This is a genomic window from Microbacterium sp. PI-SA-G, assembly GCF_057215335.1.
Genome location: NZ_CM170103.1, coordinates 760,846 through 776,115 on the forward strand (window position 1 = coordinate 760,846; position 15,270 = coordinate 776,115).

Here is a 15,270-nt window from a genome sequence, read left to right on the forward strand (position 1 = left end):
GGCTCAGACGCGACCGCGGCGTGCGACGCCGGACGTGACCGACGCGGGCAGCACCCGCCCCAGCGCGGCGAGCACTTTATACCGCACCGACGGGATCGACACGGACTTGCCGAGAGCAGCATCGCGGAGTCCGGCACGGACGACGTCGGCCGCGTTCAACCACATGATGCGGGGAACGCCCTCCTGCCCCACCGGCATGCCCATGCGCTCGTGGAAGCTCGTGTGGGTGAAGCCCGGGCACAGCGCCGTCACGCTGACGCCGTCTCGCGCGTACTCGAGGTTTGCCCAGCGACTGAAGCCGATCAGCCAGGCCTTGCAGGCCGAATAGGTGGAGCGCGAGATGAAACCGGCGACCGAGGCGACGTTGATGATGCGGCCGCCCCGGCCGCGCATGACCTGGAGCGCCGCGTGCATGAGGCGCATCGACGCCTCGACGTGCACACGCAGATGGCGCACCTCGTCGTCGATATCGTTGTCGGCGAACTGCAGCGGAAGCCCGAAGCCGGCGTTGTTGATCAGCAGGTCGATGGGGTCGTCGCGGTCCTCGAGACGCTGCGCCACCGATCGAACCCCGTCTTCATCGGCGAGGTCCGCGGCGAGCACCTCGACCGCGACTCCGTGAGCGCTGCGCAGTTCGGAGGCCAGTTCATCGAGCGCCTCTGCGGAGCGCGCCACCAGCACGAGATCCGCTCCACGGCGGGCGAGTTGACGGGAGAACTCCGCGCCGAGTCCGGCGCTGGCTCCTGTGATGAGTGCGTTCGGCATCAGCGCTCGTATCCCAGGAAGCGGTAGCGGACACCGGAATTCGAGGTCTGCCACTCCCCCTCGTCGACGAGGCGCCATCCGGCCTTCGCGGGCGCGTACGCGTCGCCGCCGACCTCGAGATCCAGCTCGGTGACCTCGAGTCTGTCGGCGTCACCGATGACCTGACGGAAGATCTCGGATCCGCCGATCACCCAGACTCGATCCTGCCCTCGAACGGCCTCGGCCACCGTGGCCGCTCGACGTGCTCCCTCGGCGGCCCAGTCCTGCTGGCGCGTGATGACGATGTTCTCGCGACCCGCGAGCGGGCGGAAGCGCTCCGGCAGCGAGTCCCAGGTCTTGCGTCCCATCACGACGGTGGCACCGAGGGTGACCTGCTTGAAATGGGCGAGATCCTCGGGGACGTGCCAGGGCATGCCGCCCTCCGCGCCGATGACCCCGCCGTGCGCCTCCGCCCAGATCAAACCCATCCAGGTCATACCGCGACCGCCGCCCGGATCGCGGGGTGGTGCTGATAGCCCTCGATTACGAAGTCGTCGAACCGGTAGTCGAGGATCGAGTCGGGCTGGCGGGCGAAGCGCAGCGCGGGTGCCGGGTAGGCCCCGCGCGTCAGCTGCTCGCGGACCTGATCGACGTGGTTGTCGTAGATGTGGCAGTCGCCGCCGGTCCAGACGAAGTCGCCCGGCTCGAGTCCGACCTGCTGCGCCACCATGAGGGTCAGCAGCGCGTACGACGCGATGTTGAAGGGCACTCCGAGGAACAGGTCGGCACTGCGCTGGTAGAGCTGACAGGAGAGCTTGCCGTCGGCGACGTAGAACTGGAACAACGCGTGGCAGGGCGCGAGCGCCATGTCGGGGATGTCAGCCGGATTCCACGCCGACACGATGAGTCGACGCGAGTCCGGCGAGCGTCGGATCTGCTCGATGACATCGGACAGCTGGTCGATGCTCTTGCCGTCGGGCGTCGGCCAGGACCGCCACTGCACACCGTAGACCGGCCCGAGGTCTCCGGAGGCGTCGGCCCATTCATCCCAGATGGTGACGCCGTTCTCCTGCAGCCAGCGCACATTCGATTCCCCGCGCAAAAACCACAGCAGCTCGTAGGCGATCGACTTGAAGTGCACGCGCTTCGTGGTGATCAGCGGAAAACCCTCGGCGAGATCGAAACGGATCTGGCGACCGAAGACGCTGGTGGTGCCCGTGCCCGTGCGATCGGACTTGCGGGTTCCGTTCTCCAGGACGTCGCGGAGGAGGTCTTCGTACGGCGTCGGGAGGGCTGCGCTCATGAGAGTCAGAATACCTCGTGGGTCGGACAGCGGGGCTGGCGACGCTTGGCCGCAGGGTGTCATCATGCGACATATCGGATCCCGCCCGCCGTGCGCGCGCGTACTCTCGACCCATGTCACCGCTTCTGGCCCTCGCGATCGCGGCCGCACTCCTCGTGCTCGCCACGGCGATCGGCGTGGCGAGCCGGCTCCGTGACGGCAGACGGCGTGAGGTCGCCTCGGTGCGCTTCGATCCGCAGGATGCGACACCGGCCGCTCTGGGTCATCGAGCGACGCTCGTGCAGTTCAGCACCGAGATGTGCACGCGTTGCCCCCAGGTGAGGCGCCTGCTGCGCACCTACACGAACGACGACGGTGTGACCCACGTCGAGGTCGATCTCACGCACCGCCCCGACCTTTCGACGCGATACCGGGTGCTGCAGACGCCCACCACCTTCGTCGTCGACCAGTCCGGAGCTGTCCGCGCGCGGTTCCACGGCGTCCCCCGGCGCGACCAGCTCGCCGACGCGCTGGCCTCCGTCTGACCTGCTTCCATCCGACCCCTGAGAGAAGAGCAGAACATGAGCACACCGGCCGGCATCGACCCGCGCGGACCGCGCTTCGCCGCCACGATCACCGCCGTCCTGCTGCTGGTCGCCACGTTCCTGGCGTTGATCGGGATCTCGACGCAGCGTGACGCAGCAGCGTTCGGATGGTTCGCCTACCAGCCTCTCGCGGACTCGACGTTCGTGCCTGGCGCCGGATGGGCGATCAGTTCTTCCTCGATCGGCGCCCGGGCGCTCGATCCGGGCTTCCTCCTGGCACTCGTGATTGCGCTGCTATTCCTGTGGAGCGTCGTCTCGCCGTCGACGGCGCCGTGGGGTGTGCTGTTCCGTCGCGCCATCCGCCCGCGTCTCACGCCGCCGAGCGAGCTCGAGGACCCGCGACCGCCGCGTTTCGCGCAGGGCGTCGGACTCATCGTCGTCGGTATCGGCCTGCTCCTACATCTCGCCGGTGTGCCCTGGGCGCTGCCGATCGCCACAGCCGCCGCCTTCATCGCCGCGTTCCTGAACGCCGCGTTCGCGTTCTGCCTCGGATGCCAGATCTATCTGCTGCTGCAGCGTGCGGGGATCCTCGGCCGCTCGGCATCGACGGCGTGACGGCTGTTCCCGTCACGAGACGCGGTCGCTAGGCTGGCCGGAACGCGCCACGCACTTCCGCGCCCGGTGCGAGAACCGGAGGAATCATGCCCGTCACCAGTGAAGCGACCACCACCTGGACCGGATCCCTCGCTGAGGGCTCGGGAACGGTCGCGTTCTCGTCGTCGAACCTCGGCACCTTCCCCATCAACTGGAAGGCTCGCAGCGAGGGCAGCGACACGACCACGACCCCCGAAGAGCTCATCGCCGCGGCTCACGCCTCGTGCTTCAGCATGGCGCTCTCGCACGCCCTGAGCGAGAACGGCACCCCGCCGGAGCGCGTCGACACCAGCGCGTCGGTCACCTTCAAGCCCGGCGTCGGCATCAGCGGCAGCCACCTCAACGTCAACGCCGTGGTTCCCGGGCTCACGCCCGAGGCGTTCCAGGAGATCGCGAACGAGGCGAAGACCGGCTGCCCGGTCTCCCAGGCGCTGTCCGGGATCGAGATCACCCTCGAGGCCACCCTCGCCTGAGCGCACGCCAGCCGTCACGCGAAGACGTCAGGAGCGAGAGAGGCGGATCGCCTCGCGGATGCTCGCCCTGGCGTCTTTTCGTCGCCCGGCGGCGTCTTGCACCACGCCGAGGCGGAAGCGCGCACGCCATTCCGTGGGCGCCGCCTCGACCTCCGCGGCATATCGGGTGACGAGCGGATCCGCGTCGGCACGAGCGAGGCGCCCGCTCGGCGTGAGCTCCGTCTCTGCCTGCGGCATCCCGCCCTCGGCCTCGAGTGTGCGGCCCAGTCGGTCGGCGGCGAACCCGAACTGCATCTCGCGGACCAGCGCCCATGCTCCGACGAGAGGCATCACCAGCAGGGCCACTCCGAGAGCGATCGCGATGGGCTGCCCGGTCGCGAGCATCAGGACGGCACGCTGACCGACCACAACGATGTAGAGCGCCAGGCACACCGCCATGATGCCGACACCGATGCGCGACATCATGACCGGATGCCGATGTCGATCATGTTCTCGAGCCCGACGACGACACCGGTCGCGCCCACGGCGAACGGCACGGCGAGACGGATGCCTGGCGCGTACGCGAGCGCCGGGTCGATCGTGTCGTGCGTGAAGGTGAGGGACTCCCCGGGACCGGCGAGGATGACCTCCTGCTTAGCGATGACACCCGGCCGACGCAGCGAATGGATCGGCACGCTTCCGACCTGCTGCCCGCGCGCCCGCTGGTCTGCATGAGGCGCGCTGACCGGGCCCTGGTCGACGCGCGCGGCGGCGAGGAGCTCAGCCGTGCGCACGGCGGTGCCGCTCGGTGAGTCGATCTTGGTCTCGCGGTGTGCCTCGACGATCTCGGCGGAGCCGAAGAAGGGAGCGGCAGCGGCCGCCAATGCGGAGCCGAGCACGGATCCGAGGGAGAAGTTCGGGATGAACACCGCACCTGTGCCGGCGGCATCGACGAGCGGGCGCACCAGCGCGATGCGTTCCGCCGACCAGCCGGACGTCGCGACGAGGACGTTGACCCCGTGCTCCACGGCCGTGCGTACGACGTCGATGCTCACCTGGGGCGTCGACGCATCGATCACGAGGTCGGTGCCCGAGATCTCCGACAGATCGCTCGCCGAGGTCAGCACTCGGCTCACCTCGAACCCTTCGAGCTCGTCGACCACCGCGTGGATGATCGTTCCGAGCTTCCCGGTTCCGCCGATGAGGGCTACCTGCGTGGTCATGGCTCCAGTCTAAGGAGCGCACGCTCCGGCTCGGACGGGGCGCGCGGCCGCGGATCAGACCGGAAGCGGGTCGGGGATGCCGGTGCGCAGCTCGAACGGCAGGTGGCCGGTGTCGTTGTGGGTCAGCAGCGTCCACGGACGCCCCTGCTTCTGCGCGATGATCGTCAGCCCGCAGTGCGCCTGGTTGAGAGTCATCCATCGCCACTCGGGTGCGCCGAGCACCTCGCGGACGAACCACGCGATCACGAAGTTGTGCGTGATGAGCACCTCGTGCACATCACCGTTCTTGCGTACCAGGAACTCGTTCACGGCGTCGTACATCTGCGCACCGCCCGCCTCGATCTCGGCCTCGCTGACCGAGCCGAAGAACGGCTCGAACGCCGCCGGGGTCTCCTCGGTCATCCCGGTCGGGACGCAGTCGAAGAGCAGTGCGGTCGGCTCAGGGTCCACCGACGGCAGACGCCCGGCGATCGCACGCGCCGTCTCGGCGGCACGCAGCAGAGGAGAATGCCAGACGGCGTCGAGCGGGAGCCCGGACAGCCGATCGGCGATCAGTTCGGCCTGGCGCTGGCCCCGCGGCGAGAGCGGTCCGTCGGCGAGCCCGTACTCGGCATCCTGATGTTCACCATGCCTGACCAGATATATGTAGTGCGTCACAACCCGCTCGCTTCATCGCCAGCATTCGCCCGGCTTCTCTGTTCCACCCTACGTCACCGGTCGACGGATGCTCAGTTGCCCGCCCGGGTGAGCTCGGTGACCTGCGCGCGGGAAAGAAGCACGCCCGCGCCCTGCATCAGCTCGTCGACGTGATCGGTCGCGAAGGTGTTCACGATCGGCGCCGCGATGGTGCGCTGCGCCAGGAGCCATGCGATCGAGACCGCGGCGACGGGAACGGAGAGCTCCTCGGCGACCTGGTCGAGCGCACGCAGGATCTTGATGCCTCGTCGGTTGAGGTGACCGCGCAGCTGCTCGCCGCGGATGCCGGGCGAGGTCAAGGCCTTGCGACGGTGCCGACCCGAGAGGAAGCCGTGCTCGAGCGCGTGCGACGGCGTCACGGCGAGGTTCTGGGCGCCGGCGACGAGCCGCAGGTCGCCCTCGAAGGGTTGCCGGCGGAGCAGGTTGTACGGCGCGTCGATCACCTGGATGCGCGGGTAGCCGGCCGAGGCGAGGATGCGAGCCTCGACGAGGCGTTCGGGGGCGAAGCCGTAGGCGCCGACCGCGCCGACCTTGCCGGCGTCGGTGAGCCATTCGACGGTCGCCAGCGTGTCCTCGAGGTTCGTCGTGGTGTCGAGGGTCGCATCGAGATGCAGCACGTCGATGCGATCCACGCCGAGACGGGTGAGAGACCCCTCGACCGCCCGAACCAGATTGACGGAGCCGAGCCCGGGATTGTCGGCGTGCGCCCCGATGCGCACGCTCAGCAACGCGTGATCGCGGAGTCCGCGCGAGCGCAGCCACTGGCCGATGATGTGCTCGCTGCGGCCGCCGGAGAACCCGTCGGCCGTGTGCACGGCATTGCCGCCGAACTCCACGTAGCGGTCGAGGATTCCATGGCTGGTCTCGAGGTCGACGTTCCAGCCGAACTCCGCGGCGCCGAGCATGAGCGGGAACGTCTCGAGCCCGGTCTCACCGAGCGCCACGCGAATCGACTCCCCGACGCCGGGACCGACGATCGGGATGGGCGCGGAAGGGTGCTCTGCGCCCTGCGTCTGCGCGTGGTCTTCTGACGCTCCTGCGCCTACGCCGAACAACCGCATTCCCTCACCCCCGCGTCGACCGGTGCTGCCGATCTGCGTACCTGCCGATTCGTGCACCCCCCGGTGCGTACTTCGAGGGTAAGGGAGTTACGAGAACGCGCTGACCAATCCCCGGAACGGCGTGCAAACTTCCCATAACAGTTTGGTCACGCCGGAAAAGACAGAACCCGGGCGCCCTCTCGCGAGGACACCCGGGTTCTGATCGAGCGACGGATTACTCCGCGGCGGACTCTTCTGCCGGAGCGGCCTCAGCCGCGGCCGACTCGTCGATCACGGGCTCGAGGGAGAGCTTGCCGCGGTCGTCGATCTTCGTGATCTTCACGAGGATCTTCTGACCGACCGAGAGCACGTCGTCGACGTTCTCGACACGCTTTCCACCGGCGAGCTTGCGCACCTCGGTGACGTGCAGCAGGCCGTCCTTGCCGGGCAGCAGCGAGACGAACGCACCGAAGGTGGCGATCTTGACGACCGTGCCGAGGAACTGCTCGCCCACCTCGGGGTTGGTCGGGTTGGCGATCGCGTTGACCTGGGCACGAGCGGCCTCGGCCGAAGGACCATCGGTCGCGCCGATGTAGACGGTGCCGTCCTCCTCGATGGAGATCTGCGCACCGGTCTCGTCCTGGATCGAGTTGATCGTCTTGCCCTTCGGGCCGATCAGCTCGCCGATCTTGTCGACCGGGATCTGCACGCTGATGACGCGAGGCGCGGTGGGCGCCATCTCGTCGGGAGCGTCGATCGCGGAGTTCAGCACGTTGAGGATCGTCAGACGCGCGTCGCGTGCCTGAGTCAGCGCGCCGGCGAGCACCTGCGTCGGGATTCCGTCGAGCTTCGTGTCGAGCTGGATGGCCGTGACGAATTCGCTGGTACCGGCGACCTTGAAGTCCATGTCGCCGAGGGCGTCTTCCGCACCGAGGATGTCGGTGAGCGCGGCGTAGCGCGTCTCGCCGTCGACCTCATCGGACACCAGGCCCATGGCGATGCCGGCGACGGGAGCGCGCAGCGGCACACCCGCGTTCAGCAGCGACAGGGTCGACGCGCAGACGGAGCCCATCGAGGTCGAGCCGTTGGAGCTCAGCGCCTCGGACACCTGACGGATCGCGTACGGGAACTCCTCGCGGCTCGGCAGCACCGGCACGAGTGCGCGCTCGGCCAGGAAGCCGTGCCCGATCTCGCGACGCTTCGGCGAACCGACTCGGCCGGTCTCACCGGTCGAGTACGGCGGGAAGTTGTAGTGGTGCATGTAGCGCTTGCTCGTGACAGGCGACAGCGAGTCGATCTGCTGCTCCATCTTGAGCATGTTCAGCGTGGTGACACCCAAGATCTGGGTCTCGCCGCGCTGGAAGATCGCGGAACCGTGCACGCGCGGGATGACCTGCACCTCGGCGTCGAGCGGACGGATGTCGGCCAGGCCGCGACCGTCGATGCGCACGCTCTCCTTGAGGATGCGGCTGCGCACGATCTTCTTGGTGACGGACTTGTACGCCGCGGAGAACTCCAGCGGGGCTCCTGCCGGGAGCGAACCCGACTCGGTGGCCTCGATGAGCTGGGCCCGGACGCGATCCTTGATGGCGTCGTCGGCGCTCTGGCGCTCCTGCTTGTCGGCGATCTGGTAGACGCCCACGAGGTCGTCGTACGAGCGGCCGGCCACGAAGTCGTAGACCTCCTGGCTGTACGGCAGGAAGACCGGGTACACACCCGGCTCCTTCGACGAGCTGGCTGCGAGCTCGGCCTGAGCCTTGACCAGCTGAGCGATGAAGGGCTTCGATGCCTCGAGACCCTGCGCGACGATCTCTTCGTTCGGCTTCGTGGCGCCGGCCTTGATCAGGTTCCAGCTGCCCTCGGTCGCCTCGGCCTCGACCATCATGATGGCGACGTCTTCGGTGCCGTCGGACTTGGTGACGACGCGACCGGCGACGATCAGGTCGAACACTGCTTCGCTGACCTGCTGGGCGGTCGGGAACGCGACCCACTGGTCGGCGTGCTCGCCCTGGCCGGGGATGAACGCCAGGCGCACGCCGGCGACCGGACCCGAGAAGGGCAGGCCGGAGATCTGCGTCGACGCGGAAGCCGCGTTGATCGCGAGCGCGTCGTAGAACTCGCCCGGAGCGATCGAGAGGACCGTGATGACGACCTGGACCTCGTTGCGCAGTCCGTCGACGAACGACGGACGCAGGGGGCGGTCGATCAGACGGCAGACCAGGATCGCCTCGGTGGAGGGGCGGCCCTCGCGGCGGAAGAACGAGCCGGGGATCTTGCCGGCGGCGTAGGAGCGCTCCTCGACGTCGACCGTCAGCGGGAAGAAGTCGAAGCCCTCGCGCGGGTGCTTGCCTGCGCTGGTGGCCGAGAGGAGCATGGTCTCGTTGTCGAGGTAGGCGGCGACTGCGCCCTGCGCCTGCTGCGCGAGGCGGCCGGTCTCGAAGCGGATGGTGCGGGTGCCGAAGCGGCCGTTGTCGAGAACGGCCTCGGTGGCAGTGATTTCAGGACCTTCCAAGAGGTCTCTCCTTCTTTGTTTAGACTCGCGAATCCGTGTGACGCGCGAGCTCATTCTGAAGGAGCGGATGCGGCCGGATACGGGCGCGCGGGCATTCCCGCGAATCTCACCTGCGCTGGCCACCGGTGGAAGGCCACCCGACGATGCCCGCCGAGGAACCCACCACAGGGGACCAGCTCTCCGCCGATCGCTCCATGAGTCGATATGAAATTGGATCGGTTGACACAAGGCAACCGCATCCACACTACCAGCGGCTGCCTGAAAAACGACGTCACGGCGGGCCGCGCGATTCCCGCGCAGTCCATCTTCTTCCGTTCACTCGCCCGTTACCCACGGGGACGATCCGTGGGGTCTACTGGGTTCATGCGCATCTCAGTGATCGGCTGCGGGTACCTCGGTGCCGTGCACGCCGCAGCGATGGCCTCGATCGGACACGAGGTGATCGGCATCGACGTCGATTCACGGAAGGTCGACGCACTGGCGGACGGCACGGCGCCGTTCTTCGAGCCGCAGCTCACTGAACTGCTGGCGGCAGGTCTAGCGTCAGGACGACTGCGCTTCAGCACGCGCGTGGAGGATGCCGCCGGAGCGCGAGTGCACTTCGTCGCGGTCGGCACCCCGCAGATTCCGGGCGGCCGAGCCGCGGACCTGCGCTTCGTGGATGCGGCGGTCGACGCACTGCTCCCCCATCTGCAACGCGGTGACGTCGTGGCCGGGAAGTCCACGGTTCCGGTCGGCACCGCCGAACGCCTGTCAGAGCGTGTCTCCGCCGCGGGCGCGACACTGGTGTGGAATCCAGAGTTCCTGCGCGAGGGGTGGGCCGTGCACGACACGCTCACGCCTGACCGCATCGTGGTGGGCGTCCCCGGAGGCGACGAAGGGACCGACGCGGCGGACCTGCTCGCCGAGATCTACGCCCCCGCTCTCGCCTCCGGCACGCCGTATCTGGTCACGGACCTCGCGACCGCCGAACTCGTCAAGGGCGCGGCCAACGCCTTTCTCGCGACGAAGATCTCCTTCATCAACGCCATGGCCGAGATCGCCGAGGCGGCTGGAGCGGACGTGACGCTGCTCGCCGACGCGCTCGGCCACGACACACGCATCGGTCGGCGGTACCTCGGGTCGGGCATCGGATTCGGCGGAGGGTGTCTGCCGAAGGACATCCGGGCATTCACTGCTCGGGCCGAAGAGCTCGGACGCAGCGAGGCCGTCGGGTTCCTGCGGGAGGTCGACGAGATCAACCTCCGACGGCGCGACCGCGCCGTGCAACTGGTGATCGACGCGCTCGGCGGCATGGTCTTCGGGCGGCGCATCGCCGTGCTCGGGGCGGCGTTCAAGCCGTTCAGCGACGACATCCGCGACTCCCCCGCGCTCGAGGTGGCGGTGCGGCTGCGCGGATTGGGAGCGGACGTCGTGGTCACGGACCCTGCCGCGATCGCGAATGCCTCGGCTCTGCACCCGCAGCTCGGCTACGCACACGACCGCGACGACGCGCTGCGCGACGCCGACGCCGTGGTCGTCGTCACGGAGTGGGACGAGTACCGCCGCGACATGTCGCCGGTGCGAGCCGCAGGACTGGTGCGCAGGCAGATCATCATCGACGGCCGCAACTGCCTCGACCCGGCGGCGTGGCGTGCGGCGGGGTGGGACTATCGGGGCATGGGCAGGCGCTGAGAGCTTTGCGCGGGGGCCGGTGTTGGTTGCTGTATATCGGGATACTGGTTGTGAGCTGGGTTTTCTGGGTCTGAATGTCGGTGGCCCCGGGTTGACTGGGGGTATGAACAGCACTGCGGAGATCTTGGAGCGGGTCGTCGCCGACCTCGCTCGGGTCGTCGATCCCGATGCTGTGGGCGCGCTGTCGAACGATGACCGGATGCAGGTGCTGCGGCTCGCGGGAGAGGCCCAGCGGCACCTGGATGCGGTCGTGGTGGAGACCGTGGCAACGGCCCCCGGCGGGGCCGGTGATGGGTCGTTGTGTGCCGGGTTCGGGTGCCGGAGTATGAACGAGTTGCTGCAGCGGGTGCTGCGCACCGATGCGTTCGGGGCCGGGCGGGTGCTGAAGGCGGCGCGCGCAGTTCACCGGGAGGCGAACCTGTCCACGGGTGGGATGCAGCCAGCGCGGTGGCCCGCGTTGCGGGAGGCGTTGCTGGATGGGACGATCGGAATCGCGGGGCTGCTGGCCGCTGTCGGGCCGATCGACGCCGCGCACCGCCGGATCGGAGACGAGGCGCGGTGGCGGGCGGACGCGGAGCTCGCGAGCCTCGCGCGGGGACTGGTCGCGGCGGACTCCGAAACGGACGACGACGGGCCGGATGACGGGACGGGTGATGATGATGACGCTCCGACGTGCCCGCCGGCGACGCCTGAAGACTTGCGGTTGTTCGCGCGGGTGATGCTGGCATATCTCGACCCGGACGGTCCCGAACCGTCAGACGATACGGCGATGCGGGGTCGTGGGGTGCGGTTCGGGCGGGAGAAGAACGGTCTCATCCCCCTGCACGGGGACCTGCTGCCCGAAGTCGCCGCGCAGATGCAACGCATCTGGGACGCGTACTTGAACCCGAAGGTCGACGGGCCGCCGCTCCCGGGCGTGCACTTCGCCCCCTCCGTCAGCAGCGCCGTCGACGCCGCCGCGGACGACGACTTCGCGGAGGGGTGGGTGAAGGACCCGAACTTCGACCCGGAGACCCTCCCGTCCGGTGACGCCGGGGGGATGGTCGACACCCGCTCCCGCGAACAGAAACAGCACGACGCCCTCGCCGCGGTCCTCGGGATCGCCGCCCGGCATGACGAGATGCCGAAACTCGGCGGTGCCGCCCCCACGCTGGTCGTGTCGGTCACCGCGCAGGACTACGCCACCGGACGCGGGTGGGCGCACTTCGACGGGATCGACACCCCCGCATCCACGTCCACCGCCGCACACACCGCCTGCGGCGGAAGCGTGCAGCGAGTGCTGTTCGATCCCGAGGGGCGGATCATCGGCATCGGGGTCACCGACCGCATCTTCACCGCCCACCAAAGACGCGCGATCACCCTCAGAGACAAGGAATGCCTCATCCCCGGATGTCACGTCTCCGCATCCTGGTGTGAGATCCACCACGTCCAGGAACATTCACGCGGCGGGCCGACCCACACCGACAACGGTGTCGCCCTGTGCTGGCACCACCACCGCACCCTCGATACGTCCGGGTGGGAGATCCGCATGCACAACGGCACCCCACACGTTCGCGGACCCGCCTGGTGGGACCCCGCACGACGCTGGCGCACACCACGCCCGAACCTGACCCTCGCCGTGCCAAGGTCGGCACCGGCGCGGGAACGCAGCGCGATGTTACGCCGGACACACGTGCGAACGTCCGCGAGGGCTCGCGCCAACGCTCGGGCCGATGCTCGCGTCGGGTGAGCGCAGAGGCCGGCAGTGTCAGCGCACGAAGCCGGTCTGCACACGTCCGCCGGCACGCTCGAGCTCCGCCTCGACCGCATCGGCGAACGCGGCGAAGTCAGGCTCCAACAACGGACGCGCCAGTGCGTGCGTACGATCTGGGCTCAACTCGCGCAGTCGCCGCGGCAGGTACTTGCCTGCGCCGATCCATCGGCGCTCCGTGAGGAGCATCAACTCCGCGGTCTTCTCGAACAGGACGCTGGCGAGGACGCGCTGTTCCAGCGGATCACGAGCGTCGCGCAGATCGTCGAGTTGATCGGTGATCACGTAGCGACGGAGATCCAGCTCGTGCGCGTCGAGCGCGGGTCCTACGGCGAGCGCCGGTGCCCATCGCGCACGGAGATCACGCAGAGGCTCACCTCCTCGAATCTCCACGCCTTCGACCAGCATGTGCACGATCACCGGCCGGTACTGTGCCAATGCCCGTGCGGCCCATTCCGTGAATCCTTGCCCCGTATACGCGAACACTTCGAAGAACTCGCCCTCGAACGCGAATCCCCCGGCCATGCTCTGACGTGCGTCATCGAACACCCCGTCTCCGACGAGCAGCAGATCGATGTCGCTGCTCGCGGTGCGCTCTCCGCGAGCCGTGCTGCCGGCGACGATCGCGATCGATGCGCCGGGGAATCGAGTGGCGATGAATCGTTCGACGACGTCTCGGTGCTCCATGTCGAACAGCATAGGAACGGTTCAGCTCACCGACACACCCTGAGCCGCCGAGGAACGTCCGAGATAGACGTAGTCATGGTGCTTGGCGGAGCGGCCATCGCCTGCCGCGCGACCGTGCAGACGACGCCAGACCCAGGGCAGCGCGTGCTGACGCCACCACGCGCCGGTGCCGATCGACTCGTGCTCATGCAGCGCGGCATCGAGCATGCCGAGCGCATCCGCGTCGGGGACGCCCAGCACCTCGGCGACGCGGTAGGCGAGGAAGCGGTGCCCTCTGCTGCTGAGGTGCACCAGGTCCTCGCCCCAGTGCGGCCGCTCGCGCAACGTCGGGTACAGATCGGTGTCTACCAGGATCGCGCCCGTGCGCGCGGCGACCCCCACCAGCGCGGTCGCGAACGCTGAGAAGCGTGCCGTGTAGATGCCGGCGGCGCGTCGCCCGGGCAGAAAGGGCGTCACGAGGAGCACATCGGCCCCCGTCGCACGAAGCCGCGCGACGGCGTCTTCCACCCGCGCGGCGAGTGCGGCGACGTCGGCGCGGTGCTTCACGAGATCGTTGGCGCCGACCAGGATCGACACCAGATCGGGCCGCAACTCCAGCGCCCGTTGCAGTTGCGATCCGCACACGTCCGACACCCGCTTCGACCGGATCGCCAGATTGGCGTAGTGCAGTCCGCCCCGCGCGGCCAACAGCAGCGCCAGGCGGTCAGCCCATCCGCGCAGCGCGCCGTCGGGTGCCGGATCACACAGCCCCTCGGTCAGCGAGTCACCCAGCGCGACGTAGCGCCGCCATCGGCCTGCCGCGGCAAGACGGGGTGTCTCCGGCCGCGCGCTGCGGCGCGCGCGGAGCGTGCCATCGACGGACTGCAGAGACCGCGCCTCGTCGTAGTGCCCGAGAAGCTGATCGCAGACGCTCGCCCACGACCGCCCCTGCACGGCGTGGTGTCCTGCCTCGCCGAACGCGCGCCGCTTGCGTGCGTCGCCCGTGAGGTCGGCGACGCGCATCCGCAGGTCATCGAGATCGCCTGGCCGGTACAGCCATCCGTCGATCCCCATTCGCACGAGGTCGAGTGGGCCACCGCGGCCGGTGGCGACGACGGGGATGCCGCTGGCGTGCGCCTCCTGCAGCGTCTGCCCGAAGGTCTCGCTCTCTCCGGGGTGCACGAAAACATCGAACGAGGCCATCGCCGCGGCGAGCGCCTCGCCGTCGAGATGTCCGAGGAACAGCGCACGGGGCAGCAGCGACTGCAGACGCGCCCTGCTCGGGCCGTCGCCGACGATGACGAGACGGACACCGGGGATCGAATCGAGAACGGCGAGGTCTTCGACCTGCTTCTCGGGAGCGAGACGACCCACGTATCCGACCACCACCTCCGGACCGCGCTCCTGCGACGACTGGGCATCCCATCGGGCGCGCAGTGCGGCATCGCGACGATCCGGGTGGAACCTCTCGGCATCGACGCCTCTCCCCCAGTGGCGCAGGCGATCCACGCCCAGGCGTTCGAGCTGCTGGGCGGATTCCGTCGACGGGGTGAGCGTCATGGTCGCCCGACGGTGCAGGCGCGCGATGTGCGTCTGGGCAAGGTGTGTCGTGGCGGCCACTCGATATCGCTCGGCATACGCGGCGACATCGGTCTGGTACGCAGCCACGGCTGCGACGGACAGGCGTTCCGCGGCGAGCACACCGCGCCAGCCGAGAGCGAACGGCGAGGCGAGGTGCACCACGTCGGGCTGAAACGCGCGGAGCGACGCGGCGACGCGGTAGGCGGGCGACGTGCCGACGCGCACATTGCGGTACCCGGGAAGCGGCACGCTCGGGATCGCCTCGACCCGGGCGCCCGTGACTTCAGTGGGCATGCCGGCGGCTGCGGGCGCGATCACGTGCGCCTCATGCCCTGTGCGCTCGAGGTGACGCAGGATCTGAAGGACCGATCCGGTGACACCGTTCATGTGGGGAAGGAAGGACTCCGTCACGATGGCGACTCTCACCCCTTCAGGATGACGGCGGGGCTCC

At 68.8% G+C, this 15,270-nt stretch carries 15 protein-coding genes; 5 read left to right on the plus strand and 10 right to left on the minus strand.

What is annotated here, in order from left to right; translation table 11 throughout:
- Window positions 1–3: 3 nt before the first annotated feature.
- From AC2D10_RS03905 to AC2D10_RS03915, 3 genes are read right to left on the minus strand one after another with little or no spacing between them, the layout of a single operon-like run.
- Window positions 4–765, minus strand: a complete 762-nt coding sequence (locus tag AC2D10_RS03905) for an SDR family NAD(P)-dependent oxidoreductase (RefSeq protein ID WP_484710579.1) — start codon at window positions 763–765, stop codon at window positions 4–6.
- The gene (locus AC2D10_RS03910; RefSeq protein WP_484710580.1) at window positions 765–1,241 is read right to left on the minus strand and encodes a dihydrofolate reductase; all 477 of its coding nucleotides are present in this window, start codon (window positions 1,239–1,241) and stop codon (window positions 765–767) included. The genes AC2D10_RS03905 and AC2D10_RS03910 overlap by 1 nt, the downstream gene beginning before the upstream one ends.
- Window positions 1,238–2,047: a thymidylate synthase gene (locus AC2D10_RS03915; RefSeq protein ID WP_484710581.1), complete on the minus strand. Its 810-nt coding sequence runs from the start codon at window positions 2,045–2,047 to the stop codon at window positions 1,238–1,240. The genes AC2D10_RS03910 and AC2D10_RS03915 overlap by 4 nt, the downstream gene beginning before the upstream one ends.
- A 113-nt stretch (window positions 2,048–2,160) precedes the next feature.
- Between AC2D10_RS03915 and AC2D10_RS03920 the strand changes: the two genes are divergently transcribed.
- From AC2D10_RS03920 to AC2D10_RS03930, 3 genes are all read left to right on the plus strand, one after another.
- Window positions 2,161–2,571 (plus strand): TlpA family protein disulfide reductase, encoded by a 411-nt coding sequence (locus AC2D10_RS03920; RefSeq protein WP_484710582.1) that lies wholly within the window; start codon window positions 2,161–2,163, stop codon window positions 2,569–2,571.
- A 36-nt stretch (window positions 2,572–2,607) separates the two neighbouring features.
- Window positions 2,608–3,186 carry a DUF4395 domain-containing protein gene (locus tag AC2D10_RS03925; protein WP_484710584.1) on the plus strand — a complete coding sequence of 193 codons (579 nt, stop codon included), beginning with the start codon at window positions 2,608–2,610 and terminating at the stop codon, window positions 3,184–3,186.
- A gap of 86 nt (window positions 3,187–3,272) precedes the next feature.
- A complete protein-coding gene (locus AC2D10_RS03930) occupies window positions 3,273–3,698 on the plus strand; it encodes an OsmC family peroxiredoxin (RefSeq protein WP_484710585.1) in 426 nt (141 codons plus the stop codon).
- A 27-nt stretch (window positions 3,699–3,725) separates the two neighbouring features.
- Here AC2D10_RS03930 and AC2D10_RS03935 read toward each other — a convergent pair whose 3' ends face one another.
- The 5 genes from AC2D10_RS03935 to AC2D10_RS03955 all read right to left on the minus strand — a co-directional run bounded on the left by AC2D10_RS03935 (window position 3,726) and on the right by AC2D10_RS03955 (window position 9,148).
- On the minus strand, window positions 3,726–4,163 hold the full coding sequence (locus tag AC2D10_RS03935; protein WP_484710586.1) for a hypothetical protein: 438 nt from the start codon (window positions 4,161–4,163) through the stop codon (window positions 3,726–3,728).
- Window positions 4,160–4,900, minus strand: a complete 741-nt coding sequence (gene dapB / locus AC2D10_RS03940; protein ID WP_484710588.1) for a 4-hydroxy-tetrahydrodipicolinate reductase — start codon at window positions 4,898–4,900, stop codon at window positions 4,160–4,162. The genes AC2D10_RS03935 and dapB overlap by 4 nt, the downstream gene beginning before the upstream one ends.
- 54 nt (window positions 4,901–4,954) lie before the next feature.
- Window positions 4,955–5,557: a histidine phosphatase family protein gene (locus AC2D10_RS03945; RefSeq protein ID WP_484710589.1), complete on the minus strand. Its 603-nt coding sequence runs from the start codon at window positions 5,555–5,557 to the stop codon at window positions 4,955–4,957.
- A 71-nt stretch (window positions 5,558–5,628) separates the two neighbouring features.
- Window positions 5,629–6,657, minus strand: a complete 1,029-nt coding sequence (locus AC2D10_RS03950; protein ID WP_484711801.1) for an aldo/keto reductase — start codon at window positions 6,655–6,657, stop codon at window positions 5,629–5,631.
- 214 nt (window positions 6,658–6,871) lie between these two features.
- Window positions 6,872–9,148 carry a polyribonucleotide nucleotidyltransferase gene (locus AC2D10_RS03955; RefSeq protein WP_484710591.1) on the minus strand — a complete coding sequence of 759 codons (2,277 nt, stop codon included), beginning with the start codon at window positions 9,146–9,148 and terminating at the stop codon, window positions 6,872–6,874.
- Window positions 9,149–9,511: 363 nt separating this feature from the next.
- On the opposite strand from AC2D10_RS03955, the gene AC2D10_RS03960 reads away from it, so the two are divergent.
- Together AC2D10_RS03960 and AC2D10_RS03965 are read left to right on the plus strand one after the other, a co-directional pair.
- Window positions 9,512–10,822, plus strand: a complete 1,311-nt coding sequence (locus tag AC2D10_RS03960) for a UDP-glucose dehydrogenase family protein (protein WP_484710592.1) — start codon at window positions 9,512–9,514, stop codon at window positions 10,820–10,822.
- A gap of 103 nt (window positions 10,823–10,925) precedes the next feature.
- On the plus strand, window positions 10,926–12,551 hold the full coding sequence (locus AC2D10_RS03965; RefSeq protein ID WP_484710593.1) for an HNH endonuclease signature motif containing protein: 1,626 nt from the start codon (window positions 10,926–10,928) through the stop codon (window positions 12,549–12,551).
- 18 nt (window positions 12,552–12,569) lie between these two features.
- On the opposite strand, the gene AC2D10_RS03970 is transcribed toward AC2D10_RS03965, so the two are convergent.
- Together AC2D10_RS03970 and AC2D10_RS03975 are read right to left on the minus strand one after the other, a co-directional pair.
- On the minus strand, window positions 12,570–13,259 hold the full coding sequence (locus AC2D10_RS03970) for a nucleotidyltransferase domain-containing protein (RefSeq protein WP_484710594.1): 690 nt from the start codon (window positions 13,257–13,259) through the stop codon (window positions 12,570–12,572).
- A 21-nt stretch (window positions 13,260–13,280) separates the two neighbouring features.
- Window positions 13,281–15,230, minus strand: a complete 1,950-nt coding sequence (locus AC2D10_RS03975) for a GDSL-type esterase/lipase family protein (RefSeq protein ID WP_484710596.1) — start codon at window positions 15,228–15,230, stop codon at window positions 13,281–13,283.
- Between the last annotated feature and the right edge of the window lie 40 nt (window positions 15,231–15,270).